Below are 17,562 nucleotides of genomic sequence, written 5' to 3' on the forward strand. Positions count from 1 at the left end.
GTAGGCTAAAGTCAAATGCGTGTCTCAAACGTTCCAACCTTTCTTTAGTGAAAATTTTAATTATTGAATAAATGATTTATAATTATGTTATCAAATATGCTTTAATCGCTAAATAGAAACATTATGATGATTATCATCGGTAAAATCGATTTAGGAGTGAATACCATGGAAATCAAGCAGTTGGAGATTATTAGAATCGCGTCCCAGGAATTAAATTTTACACGAACTGCTGAAATTCTTGGTTTATGATGCAATAGGCTTAAGCTCTGTAAGTCTATCACAAGAAGAAGCTTCATATAGATGTGTAGGGGAATTAAAAAGATTAGTAGAAGGTGAAAATATTCCATCTACTTTAAAAGGATTTAACATACCGGTTGATGCGCTTGAAGGTTTAACAAATGATGCGATTGAACAAAAACGAATATCAGCTCGTAGACCAATGCCTTTATTAAAAGAGGATATCTATAAAATTTATAAATCTGCATTCGACGGCGTAATCGTAGAAAAATCAGAGAGAGAGTAAGAGTTCATTCCATAATTAATGAATAGGAGGTAAGGACATGAACCCATTGTTTGAAAAGTATCAAGATGCGCCGTGGCTGACTTATTCAGCCGGCGAGCCTTCCAAAGAGGCATCGGAAATCGTGAAGCCGGAAATGCTTAAGTTAAGAGCCGCGTACCCGATGGGTCCGGGCGTTGAGATGGACTACTTGGACGATACGACACCACAAGGGATCACGCGGAGTGACATTGAGATGAAAGGCGGTAATAAGCTATATATCTATAAGGATGAAACGAAACACGTCGGTGAAGACCGCTTGGTTTTTTATCTACATGGCGGTGGCTACATTCGCGGCAATGGAAAGTACAACCGCTGCAACGCGATGATTCATCTCGAAAAGCTGGGCCTTCCCGTGGCATGCTGCGAATACCGACTTGCGCCGAAAAACCGCGAACCTGCGGCAATCACAGACGTCACCGCAGCGTATCGCTATCTCGTTGACGATCTCGGCTATGACCCTGCGAAGATGATCATTGCAGGTGACTCAGCAGGCGGCTGCCTTGCCCTTTCTCTAGGACTTCGAATCAAGGCAAATGGTGAGCCGATGCCGATAGGGTTCGTCCTTTATTCACCTTCGACAAATCTACATATGTCATCTGAAAGTCATCATTACAACCTTGGCAAGGATATCATCTTCCCAAACGGGGTAAGAGAGGTAATACGTTTTTATGCGGACGAAGACAGGCTTGACAATCCGGACGTTTCTCCGTTTTTCGGCGACTTCACAGGTTTTCCGAAGACATATTTCTGCGCAGAAGATACGGAAGTGCTGTGCTCTGACACGCTCGAATGCTCCGCAAAGATGCATGAGAATGGTGTTGATGTGCGGACACATATATACCATGGACTGTGGCACGCTTTCCCTGCCCTGCATCCGATGCCTCCACTTCTGCCGGAGACGGATGAGGTCTTTAATAAAATCAAAGAATTTTTGCTGTTATAACAGTTCGGCGTACAGGGCATGGTAGAAATGCAAACGAAATTTGTCCACTTGTTATCAAAGGCTATTCTCGCAAAGATTGTTGTTTTTCGTATAAAGTTAATCAACCCGTATAAATATATACTTCGTGGCATCTTTTCGTAAGAACATTTGCGAAAATTGCCAAGAAACTTAGTACATGACCCTTATTAAGCTCCAAAAGCAACAAAGTTTACGAAAAGAGCCTTATCAAATAATAAATTTTTACGTCGTTCATGAAAAAGTGCCCTCAGAACTGAGCCTGAGGGCACTTTTACTATTTAAATCAACTGGTATACAGAAACACCATTATTCATTACTCATCACATGCAGATAAAAGTTCAAGTCAGTTTCTAGGTGTTTTTTCATAAAAAATTCAGCCTTTTCTCCATCTCTAGTCTTGATCGCATGATAAATTTCTTCATGTTCATCAATAAGATGAGGACGATTATATATAACAACGGTTTTTCGAAACAAGTAAATAATCGCCTGCATCCGATCAATGATATCTATCATCACGGGATTATTGCTTGCATTCACAATATCATTATGGAAACTTTCATTGGCGGACATGATTTCTTCCTTATTCCCCTTCCTGCCAATCTCAACATATTCGTATAGTTTTTCAATTTCTTTTTCTTTTAAAAAGTTCGCTGCACATCGTGCTGAGTACCCTTCTAATAGAATCCGGACACTAAACATGTTTCGTAAATCCTTCTCCGTAGGTTTTACCACTTTCTTTTTAACAATAAGTCCTTCATTTTCTAATTTTCTTATTGATTCTCTTATTGGTGTTCTACTAACGCCCAGTTCAGCAGCGATCTTTTCTTCCACTACCTTGGTACCGCCTGGAAGCTCACCAGTTAAAATTTTATCACGGAGGATTTCATAACAATGATGATACGCCGGTCGTGAGCTGTTACTTTCAAGCACAAAATTCACCTCTGCATCTATTTCCTAATTATATCAATAGTACCAAATTTTTTTAAAAAAATCACATAAAAATGAAGAATAGAACATCTTTAGGTATACGTTTTTTATAAAAATGTATACAAAAATTATAAAAAATGTATACAAAATATATTTTTTAGTATACAATCTAGTCATGGAACATCATGTAAGCGATTGCTTTCAAACTATTAATTCCAAAAGTAGTAAATCGACTGATGGAAAAATTGAGTATTAGTCCATTTTTTAAAGTAGTTATTACTTTTCATAACATCATGAATGGAGGAACACAGAATGACAAGAAAGATCGGCTTTATTGGATTAGGAATAATGGGAAAACCTATGGCTTTAAACCTTATTAAAGCAGGACATATTTTAACGGTTAATGATCTTAATCAAGATGCAGTACAAACACTAGTGGAAGCAGGTGCAACAGAAGCACTTTCAGCAAGAGAAGTAGCAAAAAATAGTGAAATTATTATCACTATGCTTCCTGCATCGAAACATGTCCAAGCTGTGGTTTTAGGTGATAATGGAATTTTAGCAGGAGCAAAAGAAGGCTCCATTATTATTGATATGAGCTCAATTACCCCTGCTGTTTCAATTGAACTTGCAGAAGAAGCTGCAAAAAGAGGCGTTGGGTTTTTGGATGCGCCAGTCAGCGGTGGCGAACCGAAAGCAAATGATGGTACATTAGCGATCATGGTTGGTGGTAAGGAAGACGTATTCGAAGCAGCAAAACCAATTCTATTTGATATGGGAAGTGCGGTTACATTGGTTGGAGACAGCGGCTGTGGGGTTACAGCAAAATTAGCGAACCAAATAATTGTAAACCTTAACATTGCGGCAATGTCTGAAGCACTTGTTCTAGCAGCTAAAGCTGGAATTGATATTGAAAAAATGTATCAAGCCATTAGAGGCGGGTTAGCAGGAAGTGCCGTACTTGATGCAAAAGTTCCATTAATTCTAGAAAGAAACTTTGCGCCAGGCGGAACCATTGCCATCAATATGAAAGATATTACGAACGTAATGGATACTGCACATGAAATTGGCGTACCGCTTCCATTATCAAGCCATCTGTTAGAAATCTTCCATGCATTAAAAGTGGATGGAAAATTAATGGATGATCACGGCGGTATCGTTCAGCATTATGAAAAATTAGCAAATGTTGAAGTAAGGGGTTCTAATCAATGATTTCAAATAAAAGATTAGTAGAAGAAGTTTTTAGCAAGATACCTTCTGTTGATACAACCCTTGTGAATGAAATGATTGAAAAGGAACTAAAGAATTTAAATAAAAAAATCATCGTACTGGATGATGACCCAACCGGTGTTCAAACGGTACATGGAATTTCTGTTTATACAGATTGGTCTTTGGACAGTATCGACAAAGGCTTCCAAGAAGAGAACTCCATGTTCTTTATCTTAACAAATTCACGTGGATTTACAGCTGCAGAAACAACAAAAGCGCATCAAGAAATTGCCGCTAATATTGTTGAAGCTGCGAAGAGAAACAATCGCGATTTTACCATTATCAGCCGCGGTGATTCAACATTAAGAGGGCATTACCCGCTCGAAACTCAAGTGTTAAAAGAATCGGTTGAAGCAAGCTCCGATGCGAGATTTGATGGTGAGGTAATCCTTCCATTCTTTAAAGAAGGCGGACGCTTCACAATCGATAATATCCACTATGTTCAATATGATGAGTGCCTAGTCCCTGCGGGGGAAACAGAATTTGCGAAAGACCGTACCTTCGGCTATACCAAATCGCATTTAGGCGAGTGGGCTGAGGAAAAATCGAACGGTGAATATATAGCCGAGAATATGACGTATATTTCGATTGATAGCCTGCGTGCACTTGATATTGAAACGATTGAACAGCAGCTTTTGAAAGTGGAAGATTTTAATAAAGTTATTGTGAATGCCGTTGATTATGCTGATGTTAAAATCTTTACCATCGCTTTAATTAGAGCGATGAATAAAGGAAAGAATTTCATGTTCAGAAGCGCAGCCGCACTAACGAAAGTAATCGGAGGCGTAAGCGATAAAAACCTGCTCACTCGGGAGGAAATCATGAGTGAAAACACCAACAATGGCGGATTAGTCATTATTGGCTCGCATGTTAAAAAAACGACAGAACAATTTGAAGAGCTGAAAAAGTCGTATGCCGTTGAATTTATTGAATTCAATGTTCATCTTGTACTAGAACCAGAAAAATTCGAAAAAGAACTTGATAGAGTAGTAGAGACGACTAATAAGCTTATTATTGAAGGAAAAAATGTTGCCGTTTATACAAGAAGAGAACGAATGGATCTCGGAGAAGGCAAAAAAGAAGAGGAATTAAAACTTTCTGTGAAAATTTCCGATGCCGTTACAAGTATCGTAAAACGGTTAGAAGTAAGACCTTCCTATATTATTGCTAAAGGCGGTATTACCTCAAGTGATATTGGGACAAACGGTCTAGAAGTGAAAAGAGCGACAGTAGCAGGTCAAATTCGACCTGGAATACCAGTCTGGACAACAGGCAGCGAAAGTAAGTTTCCGGGAATTTCATATGTTATCTTCCCAGGAAACGTTGGGACAAAAACAGATTTAAGAGAAGTTGTTGAAATGCTAAGTAAAAAGTAATCCAAAAGGGGAATAAATTTTTCAAAAAAATGGTTTGGCCCTGAAGTAAGGAGTAAACACTCATCCTATAGTCTTTCAGTAAGAATTAATAATCACAAGAATTAGATTATAGAATTTGAGTAAGCTCCTTACGGAGGCGGCCTCTTTATATGAAGCCACAAAGGAGAAGAGGGAGAAGAAATGCCAATTATTTCAGTTACATTAGGGGTTGCCCTGTTATTAGTATTAATGATGGGCTTAAAATTAAACGCTTTCGTATCACTAATTATTGTTTCGCTAGCGGTAGGAATTCTAGAAGGAATGACACCGCTTGAGGCAGTCGAATCCATTGAAGCTGGTCTTGGCGGAACACTTGGACATCTTACCATGATTATTATCTTTGGTGCCGTTCTTGGTAAGTTAATGACCGATTCAGGCGGTGCTCAGCGTATCGCGACAACTTTGATTAATGCCTTTGGAGAAAAAAGAGTTCAGCTGGCTGCAGTTATTACAGCGGCTATTGTTGGAATCGCTTTATTCTTTGAAACTGGAGTTGTTGTTTTAATTCCATTAGTATTTACCATTGCTACAGCTGCTAGAGTGCCAGTCCTATATCTTGGTATGCCAGTAATTGCTGCGCTGATCACCATGCATGGATTTGTACCTCCGCACCCTGGTCCAACTGCTGTTGCAAATGTTTTTGGTGCAAATATCGGTTTAACGATGATTTTGGGAATCATCATTGCGATTCCTGCATTTATTCTTGCAGGTCCCGTCTATACAAAATTATTTAAAAAAGAATCATTAGAAATCGAAATTCCAAAAGGACTATTCAATCCTAAGAAATTTAAAGAAGAAGAACTTCCTAAGTTCGGAATCAGTCTTTTCACTGCTCTTTTACCTGTTATTTTAATAGCGTTACAAGCGATAGTAGAAATATTTGCACCTGAAACAGCCATTGCATCGGTAACTGATTTTATCGGTAATGCGAATATTGCCCTTTTAATTTCAGTCATAGTTGCCATCTTTACATTTGGTTTAAATCTTGGTAAAAAAATGCCGGAAATTATGCAATCTCTTGGTGAATCTGTAAGCGGAATCGGGATGATTCTATTAATCATTGCTGCTGGAGGGGCGTTCAAACAAGTATTGATTGACAGCCATATTGACAAATATATTTCTGATATAATGGCCGGATCTACTCTTTCACCGCTGCTTTTAACTTGGTTGATCGCAGCAATCCTAAGGATCGCAGTAGGTTCTGCAACAGTAGCAGGTATGACCGCAGCAGGTATTGCTGCACCTCTTGTCGCTTCAACAGGTGCAAGTCCAGAATTGATGGTATTAGCTGCTGGTGCAGGAAGCGTTACCTTTTCACACGTGAATGACGCTGGCTTCTGGATCTATAAGGAATACTTTAATCTTACTATTGGAAAAACCATTAAAACCTGGTCCGTTATGGTAACGATTATTTCTTTAGTCGGACTCGTTGGTGTCTTAATCTTAGATAGGTTTATTTAGAAAAAATGTCCTAAACATAAAGGAATTGACCCCGCAAGTCCTCATTCTCGGGTTGAGAAGATCACTTGTGGCTTTCCATATTTAATACAGCTTTATTAATCAGTTACTAGAACATGTGAAGGCAACTGCCCATTGGGTTAGTTGCCTTCTTTTAATATAATATTAGCGACTGCTTCCAAATGGAGTGCGCTGGAAGCTCTACTTATCAAATCAGTGACGTTAAAAAAAGAATTATTTATAATAAGGATTATTAAAGAAAATGTCATTGAAGGTTAGAACTGGAAATAAGATGAGAGAGTATCTACTCAGGATCGGGAATGTAGTCGATGCGGGAATAAAGTTACAAGACTAATAGGGTAAGATAAATTGATAGATAGAAGGTGATAAAAATGGAAGCAATTGTCCTAGCTGCTGGATATTCCAGCCGAGCGAATGCATTTAAAATGACTTTGCCACTGGGGAAAATGAGCGTGTTGGAGCAAACGATTTCTAAATTTGAAGGATTATGCAGCAGGGTCATCGTCGTAGCTGGGTTTCAAGCGGAACTCATCCAAGAGGAAATTGTAAAAATCAACAATAAAAATGCTTATTCATTTCAGATAAAATTTGTTTACAATGAAAACTTTAACCAGGGAATGTTTAGTTCCATTCAAAAGGGCTGTAACGAAGTAAATGCCCCAACCTTCTTTATTACACCCGGAGATTGTCCTCTTGTTAAAAAAGAGACTGTTCAGCTAATCGCAGAACACAAAGGGAACGTAGTTATTCCCAGCTTTCATTATAAAGGTGGTCACCCTATCAAATTATCAAGTGAAGTGAAACAGAAAATTCTCGAGACCAATCCACAGAGTAATTTGCGTGTGGTCCTTAACAGTTATGAAAAGAAGTATCTAAATGTAGAGGATCCGGGAGTACTGATGGACATGGATACACCGGAGGATTACCAAACAGCAGTTCAATATTATCACTAATGTATCTCCAAATAATTTTATAAGTATTTATTAGGTGCAGCTTAACTCAATCGGCTTGTTTTAGTGCAAACGGGCAGATCGGATGTGGCTGCGTTTTTTATTAGTGTTTTTTTAAAACGATGCTGAATGAAGCGGAAAAGAATAAGCAAATGAAATGAAAATACTATGTCAAACACTCTTACATAAATAGGTTAAGCTTCCCGATATTAAAATATAATTAAAACAACAAAATTCTTGAATGAAATTAATCATAAAATATCATTCTGATTTATAAAATCGTAGGAAGAGGCTTCAATTAATAATATGTCTCATGTGAAAAATCAGTCGAAGGGTGTTGTTGGAATGAATCTAAAAGACATAAGCACCTCAGTGCCCAAAAAGGACCATGGTGGGAAAGTATCGGGCCAGTTGGCCTATATTAGTGACGTGAAAGTGGAAAATATGGTTTATGGTGTTTTGTATCGGTCGTCCATTGCTTATGGAAAAATCAAGTCGATACAATTACCAAACCTTCCTGAAGGATATGAAGCGGTTGGAGCAGAGGATATCCCTGGTCCGAATTATGTCAAAATTATCAAAGAAGATCAGCCCATTTTTGCTAATGAGTGGGTCAATTATATTGGTGAGCCGATTCTGATGCTCGTGGGTGATGACCTAGATACCCTGTATAAGTTCCTAAATGAAGTGAAGGTTGATTTTGAAGAGAATCAGGCTATTTACACATTGGACGAAGCGATCAATCAAAAATCAAAACCTGGGGTTACTATGGCAAGCTATGAGTTTGGGGAAAGCTTAGATGTCATTTCAGCAATCGAGCAGAGAGCTCACAAAATAATCGAAGAAGAATATGATACGGGTTATCAGGAGCATGTCTACCTTGAGCCACAAGGAATGCTCGCCATATATAAGGATGATGAAATTGAAGTTCAGGGATCCATGCAATGTCTATATTATATAAAAAATGCCTTGCTAAGCGCCTTAGCCTGTGATGACGATGAAGTCAGAGTGGTTCAAAGCCCTACTGGTGGAGGTTTTGGCGGCAAAGAAGACTTTCCTTCGATGATGGCTTGTCACGTAGCCGTTGCTGCAAAAGCAGTCAAAAAATCGGTGATGCTTGTGTTCGACCGTTCTGAGGATATGGTGGTTACGACGAAAAGGCATCCAGCCAAACTCAACTATCGAACGGCCCTAGATCAGGAAGGAAATATTTTGAGCCTGTGTGTGGACATCTATCTCGATGGTGGAGCGAATGTGGGTTTGAGTTCTGTCGTGCTGCAGCGCGCCTTAATAAACAGTGCTGGTGTTTATAAAATTCCGCATTTTCATGCAAAAGGCTATGTCTTAAAGACCAATACCGTTCCGAATGGCGCCTTCAGAGGCTTTGGTGCTCCACAAAGCTTTGCCGGTATCGAAAGTCATATGGGCCATCTTAGTAAACTGTCAAACATCGAACCACTTGAATATAAACGAAAATACCTCGTCAAACAAGGAGACCCCACCATCACCAAAGGTATATTCCGCGATCCAATATTAGTAGAAGAAATGATTGAGGACCTTCTCAATTCGTCAGAATACAAAAAGAAAAAACAGGAGTTTCAGCGTTTCAATCAACAAAGTCAGCGCTATAAAAAAGGCATTGGAACTTCTTTGTTCCTCCACGGCTGTGGATTTACAGGCAGTGGCGAACGAGACCATATTAAAGCAACGGTGAAGTTGGTTAAATCAAAGGACGACCAGGTCTCGCTAAAAATCTCAAATTCTGATATGGGACAAGGCATTTTGACGACGCTATGTAAAATTGTCGCCAAAGAACTAGACCTCCCTTATGAAGATGTTTTGTACCCTTATCCCGATACAAAAGAGGTTCCCGACTCCGGTCCGACCGTAGCCTCCAGGACGACGATGATTGTTGGAAAATTGCTTGAACGGGCCGCAAAAAAACTGAAGTATCAGTGGCAAACAGGTGTGGAACAAGAAGTTGTGGAGCATTATGTTCATCGTGAAATGATTCCTTGGAACGAGTTGACCTTTACTGGAGATGCCTACCCGGCTTATTCATGGGGTGTGAATATTGTTGAATTGGAAGTGGATACGCTAACAGGAAATGTAAAGCTAGAAAAAGTATACGGCAATTATGAAGTGGGGAAGGTCATCGATGAACGGATTATGAAAGGCCAAATTGACGGTGGTTTGGCTCAAGGGTTAGCGTACGGTTATTTAGAAAAGATGACGTCACATCTTGGCAAGATCCAACAAAAAAGCATATCGGATTATGGACCGCCGACTTCATTGGACGTTGTTCCAATCGAAAGCAAGGTCTTCGATAACCCCTATGCGGATGGTCCATACGGGGCGAAGGGCGCAGGTGAATTGACGTTAATCGGCGGCGCTCCAGCAGTCCAAGCGGCAATCGAGAATGCACTGCAAATTTCTTTTCAGCAAATTCCGATTACACCGGAAGTCATTATTGAAAGTCTTTGGGTGAAAGAAGGTGAAGAAGGTTGATTAAATTTACTCTGAATGGAAGAACGGTAGAAACTGAGGCCCCTCCCACAGTAAGATTACTAGATTTAATAAGAGATGAGTTTGAGTTAATCGGGACGAAGGAAGGCTGCGGTGAAGGGGAGTGCGGAGCCTGCAGCGTTTTTGTGAATAACCTCCTGCAAAACAGCTGCCTGATTCCCATAGGATCGATTGTTGGTGCCGATGTTCAAACGATAGAAGGGATCATGGAAACGGAACAATTTAAGATATTAGATGAGAGCTATAGCTTAGCCGGAGGGGTGCAATGCGGATACTGCATTCCGGGGATGGTCATGGCAAGTGCCGATTTATTATTCAAAAACCCTCATCCTTCAGAGGAAGAAATCCGTGAAGGTATTTCCGGAAATCTGTGCCGATGTACGGGCTACAATATGATTGTTGACGCGATTAACCTAGCAGCGAAAAAAGGGGACGGCTTATGGCAGAAAAAATAACCGCGTATCGCTTCAATCATTTAGACGACACTTTAAGCCAATTGAACAAGGAAGACTGTGCCATCATGGCTGGTGGAACTGATGTCATGGTCCTTCACAAAAGTGGAAGGGGAGTACCTCCGAAAATCCCAAAACCGCTTATTTTTATTAATCATCTTTCTGAACTAAAGCAGGTCTATCAAAATCAGAAGGATCTCCACATCGGTGCTTGCTGTACCTATAGTGAATTACTTGAACATCCGTTAATTCCAAAGCCATTAAAGAACGCAATTAAAACCATTGCTGCCCCGGCCATTAGAAACAGAGGGACATTAGGCGGGAATATTTGTAACGCTTCTCCGGCTGGTGACACACTGCCATTATTATATGTATATAACGCAAAACTTTTGCTGCGCTCCGTTAATGGTGATCGTTTAGTAGCTATTAGCGATTTTATTCAAGGACCACGAAGGGTTCAACGTTTTCACAATGAAATATTGGCTGAAATCATCTTGCCGTCCGTCTTAGAGGAAGGTGCCTATGTTGTTTTCGAGAAAGTAGGTAACCGCAACGCTGATGCCATTGCAAAAGTAGGGTTTGCAGGATTTATACGGATAAACGGTGCTCGAATCGAGGATGTTCGCTTTGCCTTCGGGGCAGTCGGACCTACAATGGTTCGTTCCAGTGATATTGAAAAGACGCTGGTCGGAAAAACCATACCACTAGCCGATGCAGACATCGCTCAGGTTGTAGCAGCTTTCGATAAGATCATTAGACCAATCGACGATCAGCGCTCCACTGCTTTATACAGAAAAACCGTCGCCTTAAATCTTTTACGATATTTTCTGAGCATGAAGCAATATCAACCAAATTAATTTTTTCTAAAGTCTGTGTTAAAGGTATTTTTGATTTTATAGCATGTTGTTTGGAGCGCAAAACAACTGTCCAGTTTAACACAGCCTATCAAAAAAGGGGGAGCTAATCATGCTACTGATGGAAAAAGTGGCCATACTGAACCGTCAAAACGAAACTTTTGCCTTAGCCATGATCATCGAATCAAAGGGCTCGACTCCCCAGCATGTTGGAAAAATGATTGTATACCGTGATGGTACGATTGAAGGCACTGTCGGAGGGGGCTTGGCTGAATACTATATCATCGAAGAGAGTGTTAAGGCGATCCAAGATGGCAAATCGAAAATCGTTGAATACAAACTAAATAAACATGCAAAAGACGGTATTCAAATGAATTGTGGAGGAACGTTGCGGGTGTTTATTGAAGTCTATAAAAGCAGGCCTGAACTCGTTCTATGCGGAGCCGGACACTTAGGCCATGCGTTGGCAAAACTTGCCGATTTCCTTGAAATTCCTTATTGCATTGTCGATGATCGCGTTGGCTATTGTACGAAGGAACGCTTTCCTAATGCAACTAACCTTTATGTGAACGAGGATATTGAAAAGGCCTTACTGGCAGCCGACCTAAATGAAAACTCATATGTGGTCATTGTTACAAAAGATGGAGATGATATTGTCTTAAAAACGGCACTGCAATTTCCGATTGCCTATGTTGGGATGGTCGCCAGCAAGCGCAAGGTCATAACCATATTTGAAAAATTAAAAAGTGAAGGAGTTACAGAAGAACAATTAGAGCAAGTCCATTCTCCTATCGGATTAGAAATGGGCTCGGAAACAACAGAAGAAATTGCCATAAGTATAATCAGTGAGATCATCAAAGTAAGCAAGGAAAATAAGCCTATGAAAGTGAAACAGTTAAGTTGATAAGTAGAATATTTTCCCACGTTTCTTACATTTTGTAAGGAACGTTTTTTTTATTTCACACAAATACTCTTAGAAGGTTGCACCAAATTCACTCAAACAGATTTTATTACAAGGTCTGAACCACCATAAAAACCCTCGTCCTTAAATACTGCTTGTCTCAACAATAAATTTCTCTTTAGATAAATATATTATATTATAGTATTATATATTAAATGTAGTATACTTAATATTAAGGTAAGAAGAGTAAAGGGTGAGTTAAGATTAGAAATGAACCTCTATATCTACAAATAAAAAATAAAATTAAAGAACAAATACAATCTGGAAAGCTGCGAGTTGGTGATCGGGTTCCTTCTGAAAAAGAGTTAACAGAGGAGTATCATGTTAGTCAAATCACTACCAAGAATGCGCTTGCTGGTCTCGCGGAGGAAGGAATTGTAGAAAGAATTAAAGGGAAGGGGACATTTGTTCGTGAAAGCAATCTTTCATCATCGAACAATCCACTGAATAAACCAAAAGGATTAATTGGGCTTATTCTACCTAGTATGAAAACGAAGGTTGAACAAGAGTTTGTTAATTATATTGAAAAATATGTGACAAAGAATGGTCATAATCTGATCATAAAAATAACAAGAGAGTCACAATTTGAAGAAGCAGATGCAATAGAGGTATTTAGAAAACTGGAAGTTAAGGGAATGATTATTTTTCCTACTGAAAAAGAAAATTATAATGAAGCTGTGTTGAGACTTTCACTGGATAAATTTCCTTTTGTATTAATTGATAGATATATGGAGAATATTTTAACTTATAGTGTGACATCTGAAAATGAAGTCGGAACACTTGAAGCTATAACATACTTGTTAAATAAAGGACATAAAAATATTGGACTTGTATCTCCGTTAATAACAAATACGGTAACTGAAGAAAGGGCAAAGGGATTTGAAAATGCTTTTCTAAAAAGAAAAACAACGATCAATAAAAATCTATGGCTTACTTTAGAATTTGCAGAGATTTCTCAGAATAAAACTCCAACGTTAATTAAAGAATTTCTTTTAAGTAAACCTGAAATAACAGCTGTGTTTACAATGAACGCTGAATTAGCTTTGTATACTCATTTAGTCATAAGCTCTCTAAAGAATGAAAAAGGTAGAGATATTGAATTACTGACATTTGACCCACCTGGAATATCAGGAGTTTCTTTTATAAAGCAGGATATTGATGAATGTAGTAAAAAGACAGTAGAGCTCTTGCTAGAACAAATTGGTGGTACATATAATCCGAAAAGGATATATGTGCCTGTGAAACTTAAACCAAGTGAGAATTTGGATATGTTAGAAACAATTATAAGATAGGTATTCTAATATTAAGTAATTTAATATCATTTATATTGGCTATCTTTTTTAATTAAATTGTAAAACCCAAATTTTGATTAGTTTTTAGTCGAGGTTTGGGTTTTATTCTTTCATCAATTTAAAGTAGTTTCATTAAGTAATTTAATTAATTGCAAAAAAGTATAAATTATACTAACCTTAGTATATTAATGTCAATTCCGTTGTTATAATATATAAATGTAAACACTTTCAATAAGCGAAAATACTTTATATCTTTAGAAATTCCCATAAAGGAGATTTGTAGAATGATGGAAAAAAATATACCAAGAAATGAGTTTCCCCGCCCACAATTTGAAAGAAATGAGTGGATGAATTTAAACGGGGAATGGAATTTTAAATTTGATCGAGAGAATAGAGGTGAAAAGGAAAAATGGTTCAAAAAAGCAAACTTTGATAAAAAAATTATTGTTCCTTTTACATATGAAACAAAAGCTAGTGGCATTGGCGAGGAATCATTTTGTCCTAATGTCTGGTACCAAAAAAGCATTACAATTCCAAGCAATTATGATAAAAAAAATATTATCCTTCATTTTCAGGCAGCTGATTATATTACGAAGGTATGGGTCAATGGAGCTTTTGTAGGAAAAAGAAAAGGCGGACAATTCGCTTTTTCCTTTAATATAACTGATTATTTAGATGAGTCGAATGAATTAAATATTGTCGTTAAAAACGAGGATAGTCAGAGTTGTTTTCAGCCAAGAGGAAAACAAAGATGGTTGGAAAACAGTTATGAGTGCTGGTATGTTCAAACAACTGGGATATGGCAAACTGTATGGCTTGAGTTTTTAAACGAGACACATATTGAATCGGTCAAGATAACACCTGATATTGATAAAGAATCAGTTGAGTTTGTATATGAAGTTTCAGGTGACATTAATCAGTCCCTGGTGTTAAAGACATCCATATCTTTTAAGGGAGAGCGAGTAAAATCATTCGAACAAACCATCAATCGTCCTGTTCAAACTATTCTTATAAATATTTCGAGTGAATTTCATCATTGGAGAGTTCTCCATTGGAGTCCTCAATCCCCCAATTTATATGATATTGAATTTACATTATATATGAATGGTGTAGAAGTAGATTATGTGAAGTCATATTTTGGAATGAGGAAAATTTCTATTGAGAACGGAAATGTATTGCTTAATAACATGCCGCTTTATCAAAGACTTATTTTAGATCAGGGGTATTGGGCTGAATCACATTTAACTCCCCCTTCAGAAGAAGCGATTATTGAAGATATTAATAGAACGCTAGAGATGGGGTTTAATGGTGTAAGAAAGCATATGAAGGTAGAAGATCAACGTTTCCTATATTGGGCGGATAAAAAGGGGTTACTTGTTTGGTCTGAAATGGCTGCAACATATGAGTTTTCAGATGAGGCGGTTCAAAACTTTACAGAGGAATGGATAGAAGTTGTTAAACAACATTATAACCATCCGAGTATCATAACATGGACGCCTTTTAATGAATCTTGGGGTATTAAAAATATTTATACTGATCGTAAGCAACAAACGTTTACAGAGGGAATCTATTATCTGACTAAAGCTATGGATAGTATGCGACCTGTTATTGTCAATGATGGATGGGAGCATACTATTTCAGACATTATCACCTTACACGATTATGAAGAGTTTGGAGATAAATTTTTAGAGCGATATAACAATAAAGAAAAAATTGTTAATAATGATATAGCATTTAATCAATCTAAGCATGCTATGGCACAAGGTTATAGATATAAAGGTCAGCCTATCATTATTAGTGAGTATGGAGGAATTGCATTCAATTCAGATAAAGGTTGGGGTTATGGTAATCAAGTAAAAAGTGAAGAGGACTTCTTACATCGATATGAATCTATTACTCAATGTATAAAAAATACTTCATATATAAGTGGGTTTTGCTATACGCAACTTACGGATGTGCAACAAGAGATTAATGGATTATTAAGTGAAGACAGAGTACCGAAAGTAGACCTTAAGAAAATAAGAACAATTAACCTTAAATAATTTTCAACATTAAAGGAGAAGTTTATGGCATTGAGACAAGAATATCCTAGGCCACAATTCATAAGAAAGGAATGGGCTAATTTAAATGGCGAATGGGATTTTGAATTTGATGATCAGAATATTGGATTAGAAGAAAGATGGTTTGAAAAAAATAAGGAATACACCAAAAAAATAAATGTCCCTTTTGCTTTTCAATCAAAGCTTAGCGGGATCAACGATTCATCATTTCATGATTGGGTCTGGTATCGTAGAGAATTTGCCATACCCGATACAATGGTAGGAAAGCAAATTATTATGCATTTTGGTGCTGTAGACTATCGGGCAATGGTTTTTATCAACGAAAAACTGGTAGGTACACACGAAGGTGGACACACACCATTCTCATTCGACATAACTAATTACCTAATAGATGGAATCCAATCAGTTGTCGTGAGGGTTGAAGATCCTTCTAGTGAGGAAACGATTCCTAGAGGTAAGCAGTATTGGATGGATAAACCAGATGGGATTTGGTATACACGAACTACTGGTATTTGGCAAACGGTATGGATAGAGGGAGTAAATAAAACGCATATAAAGAAGGTTAAATATACTCCAGATATTGATAAGGGTGACATTATACTAGATTTTGAATTAACAGGAGAATATAGAGAAAAAATTCTTGAAGTGGATATTAAATTTCAAGGAGAAAATGTAGCAAAGGATACAGTAATCATCACTGATGGGTACTTAAGAAGATCTATTAACCTATATAACAGGAAAATATTTAGAACTGGTTTCCATCATACAGGATGGAATTGGACACCAGAAAGTCCTAACTTATTTGATGTGAAAATTCGAGTGAGAGAACAGGAACAAATTCTGGACGAAGTCACTTCTTATTTTGGTATGAGAAAAATTCATACTGAAAATGGGATGGTCTATCTAAATAATAAACCATACTATCAAAAATTAGTACTTGATCAAGGTTACTGGCCAGAAGGTTTACTAACTGCTCCAACTGAACAAGATTTAAAGAAAGATATCGAACTATCAAAAGAAATGGGGTTTAATGGCTGTAGAAAACATCAAAAGGTAGAAGATCCAATATTTCTATATTTGGCAGATAAATTGGGATTCCTAGTTTGGGGAGAATGTGCTGCGTCTCCATCTTACAGTGAAGATGCTGTTGCACGTCTAACAAATGAATGGATTGAAATCATAAATCGTGACTACAACCATCCGTGCATTGTAACTTGGGTTCCTTTGAATGAGAGCTGGGGAGTTCCTCTTATTTGTAATAATGAACAACAAAAGCACCATTCGGTAGCAATGTATCATTTAATACATTCACTTGACACAACTAGGCTAGTCATTTCAAATGATGGATGGGAATTAACAAGAACTGATATTTGTGCCATTCACAACTATAACCATGGACAAAAAGACGAAATTGAGAAATACAATGAGTTTCGTAATACTCTACTCAGTAAAGAAAATTTACTTAACTCCAGACCCGCTGGCAGAAGGATTTATACGGAAGGATTTAACCACTGTGGCGAGCCAATTCTATTAACTGAGTTTGGCGGGATTGGATTTAAATTAAATAATGAAAAAGGTTGGGGTTACACTACTGTTTCGAATGAAGAGGAATATCTAGCTGATTATGAACGAGTCATGAAAGCAATATATGAATCCAGTTCGTTGCATGGTTACTGTTATACACAATTAACAGATGTTGAGCAGGAGATTAATGGTATATTGACATACGATCGTACCCCTAAGTGTGATTTAAGAAAGATTCGAATGATGAATGATATGTGGCATGTTGATATTGTTAAATAGCCTATTCAATCCAATTTTTTTATTGAAAAATAGATAAGTATATTCTCATCT

Annotated in this window: 14 protein-coding genes; 13 read left to right on the top strand and 1 reads right to left on the bottom strand. The window is 37.8% G+C overall.

All coding sequences use genetic code 11. From position 1 onward, the window contains the following. The first annotated feature begins 238 nt into the window (after window positions 1–238). The gene (locus ACJ004_RS25135; protein ID WP_410895861.1) at window positions 239–523 is read left to right on the top strand and encodes a dehydroquinate synthase/iron-containing alcohol dehydrogenase family protein; all 285 of its coding nucleotides are present in this window, start codon (window positions 239–241) and stop codon (window positions 521–523) included. 37 nt (window positions 524–560) lie between these two features. Then, window positions 561–1,505, top strand: a complete 945-nt coding sequence (locus ACJ004_RS25140) for an alpha/beta hydrolase (RefSeq protein WP_410895862.1) — start codon at window positions 561–563, stop codon at window positions 1,503–1,505. Between the two features lie 324 nt (window positions 1,506–1,829). Here the strand turns inward: ACJ004_RS25140 and ACJ004_RS25145 are convergent, their stop codons facing one another. Continuing rightward, complete coding sequence (locus ACJ004_RS25145; RefSeq protein WP_410895863.1) at window positions 1,830–2,453, bottom strand: GntR family transcriptional regulator; 624 nt, start codon at window positions 2,451–2,453, stop codon at window positions 1,830–1,832. Window positions 2,454–2,762: 309 nt separating this feature from the next. Here ACJ004_RS25145 and garR point away from each other — a divergent pair, with 309 nt between their 5' ends. From garR to ACJ004_RS25200, 11 genes are all read left to right on the top strand, one after another. Beyond that, window positions 2,763–3,662 (top strand): 2-hydroxy-3-oxopropionate reductase, encoded by a 900-nt coding sequence (gene garR, locus ACJ004_RS25150; protein ID WP_410895864.1) that lies wholly within the window; start codon window positions 2,763–2,765, stop codon window positions 3,660–3,662. After that, window positions 3,659–5,095, top strand: coding sequence for a four-carbon acid sugar kinase family protein (locus ACJ004_RS25155; protein ID WP_410895865.1), 1,437 nt, complete (start codon window positions 3,659–3,661; stop codon window positions 5,093–5,095). Before garR ends, ACJ004_RS25155 begins: the two co-directional genes overlap by 4 nt. Window positions 5,096–5,275: 180 nt before the next feature. Next, complete coding sequence (locus tag ACJ004_RS25160) at window positions 5,276–6,595, top strand: gluconate:H+ symporter (protein WP_410895866.1); 1,320 nt, start codon at window positions 5,276–5,278, stop codon at window positions 6,593–6,595. Between the two features lie 389 nt (window positions 6,596–6,984). Then, on the top strand, window positions 6,985–7,566 hold the full coding sequence (locus ACJ004_RS25165; RefSeq protein ID WP_410895867.1) for a nucleotidyltransferase family protein: 582 nt from the start codon (window positions 6,985–6,987) through the stop codon (window positions 7,564–7,566). Between the two features lie 312 nt (window positions 7,567–7,878). Continuing rightward, window positions 7,879–10,071, top strand: coding sequence for a xanthine dehydrogenase family protein molybdopterin-binding subunit (locus ACJ004_RS25170; RefSeq protein WP_410895868.1), 2,193 nt, complete (start codon window positions 7,879–7,881; stop codon window positions 10,069–10,071). Continuing rightward, window positions 10,068–10,544 carry a (2Fe-2S)-binding protein gene (locus ACJ004_RS25175; RefSeq protein ID WP_410895869.1) on the top strand — a complete coding sequence of 159 codons (477 nt, stop codon included), beginning with the start codon at window positions 10,068–10,070 and terminating at the stop codon, window positions 10,542–10,544. The genes ACJ004_RS25170 and ACJ004_RS25175 overlap by 4 nt, the downstream gene beginning before the upstream one ends. After that, window positions 10,529–11,398 carry an FAD binding domain-containing protein gene (locus ACJ004_RS25180; RefSeq protein WP_410895870.1) on the top strand — a complete coding sequence of 290 codons (870 nt, stop codon included), beginning with the start codon at window positions 10,529–10,531 and terminating at the stop codon, window positions 11,396–11,398. The genes ACJ004_RS25175 and ACJ004_RS25180 overlap by 16 nt, the downstream gene beginning before the upstream one ends. A gap of 109 nt (window positions 11,399–11,507) precedes the next feature. Further along, a complete protein-coding gene (locus ACJ004_RS25185; protein ID WP_410895871.1) occupies window positions 11,508–12,299 on the top strand; it encodes an XdhC family protein in 792 nt (263 codons plus the stop codon). Between the two features lie 287 nt (window positions 12,300–12,586). After that, entirely contained in the window at window positions 12,587–13,648 is a 1,062-nt protein-coding gene (locus tag ACJ004_RS25190) for a GntR family transcriptional regulator (protein WP_410895930.1), read from the top strand. Between the two features lie 284 nt (window positions 13,649–13,932). Further along, window positions 13,933–15,690 carry a glycoside hydrolase family 2 protein gene (locus tag ACJ004_RS25195; protein WP_410895872.1) on the top strand — a complete coding sequence of 586 codons (1,758 nt, stop codon included), beginning with the start codon at window positions 13,933–13,935 and terminating at the stop codon, window positions 15,688–15,690. A 24-nt stretch (window positions 15,691–15,714) separates the two neighbouring features. Next, window positions 15,715–17,511: a glycoside hydrolase family 2 protein gene (locus ACJ004_RS25200; protein WP_410895873.1), complete on the top strand. Its 1,797-nt coding sequence runs from the start codon at window positions 15,715–15,717 to the stop codon at window positions 17,509–17,511. The last annotated feature ends 51 nt before the right edge of the window (window positions 17,512–17,562 follow it).

Source organism: Neobacillus sp. 204, from assembly GCF_046562815.1.
Lineage (GTDB): Bacteria > Bacillota > Bacilli > Bacillales > Cytobacillaceae > Neobacillus.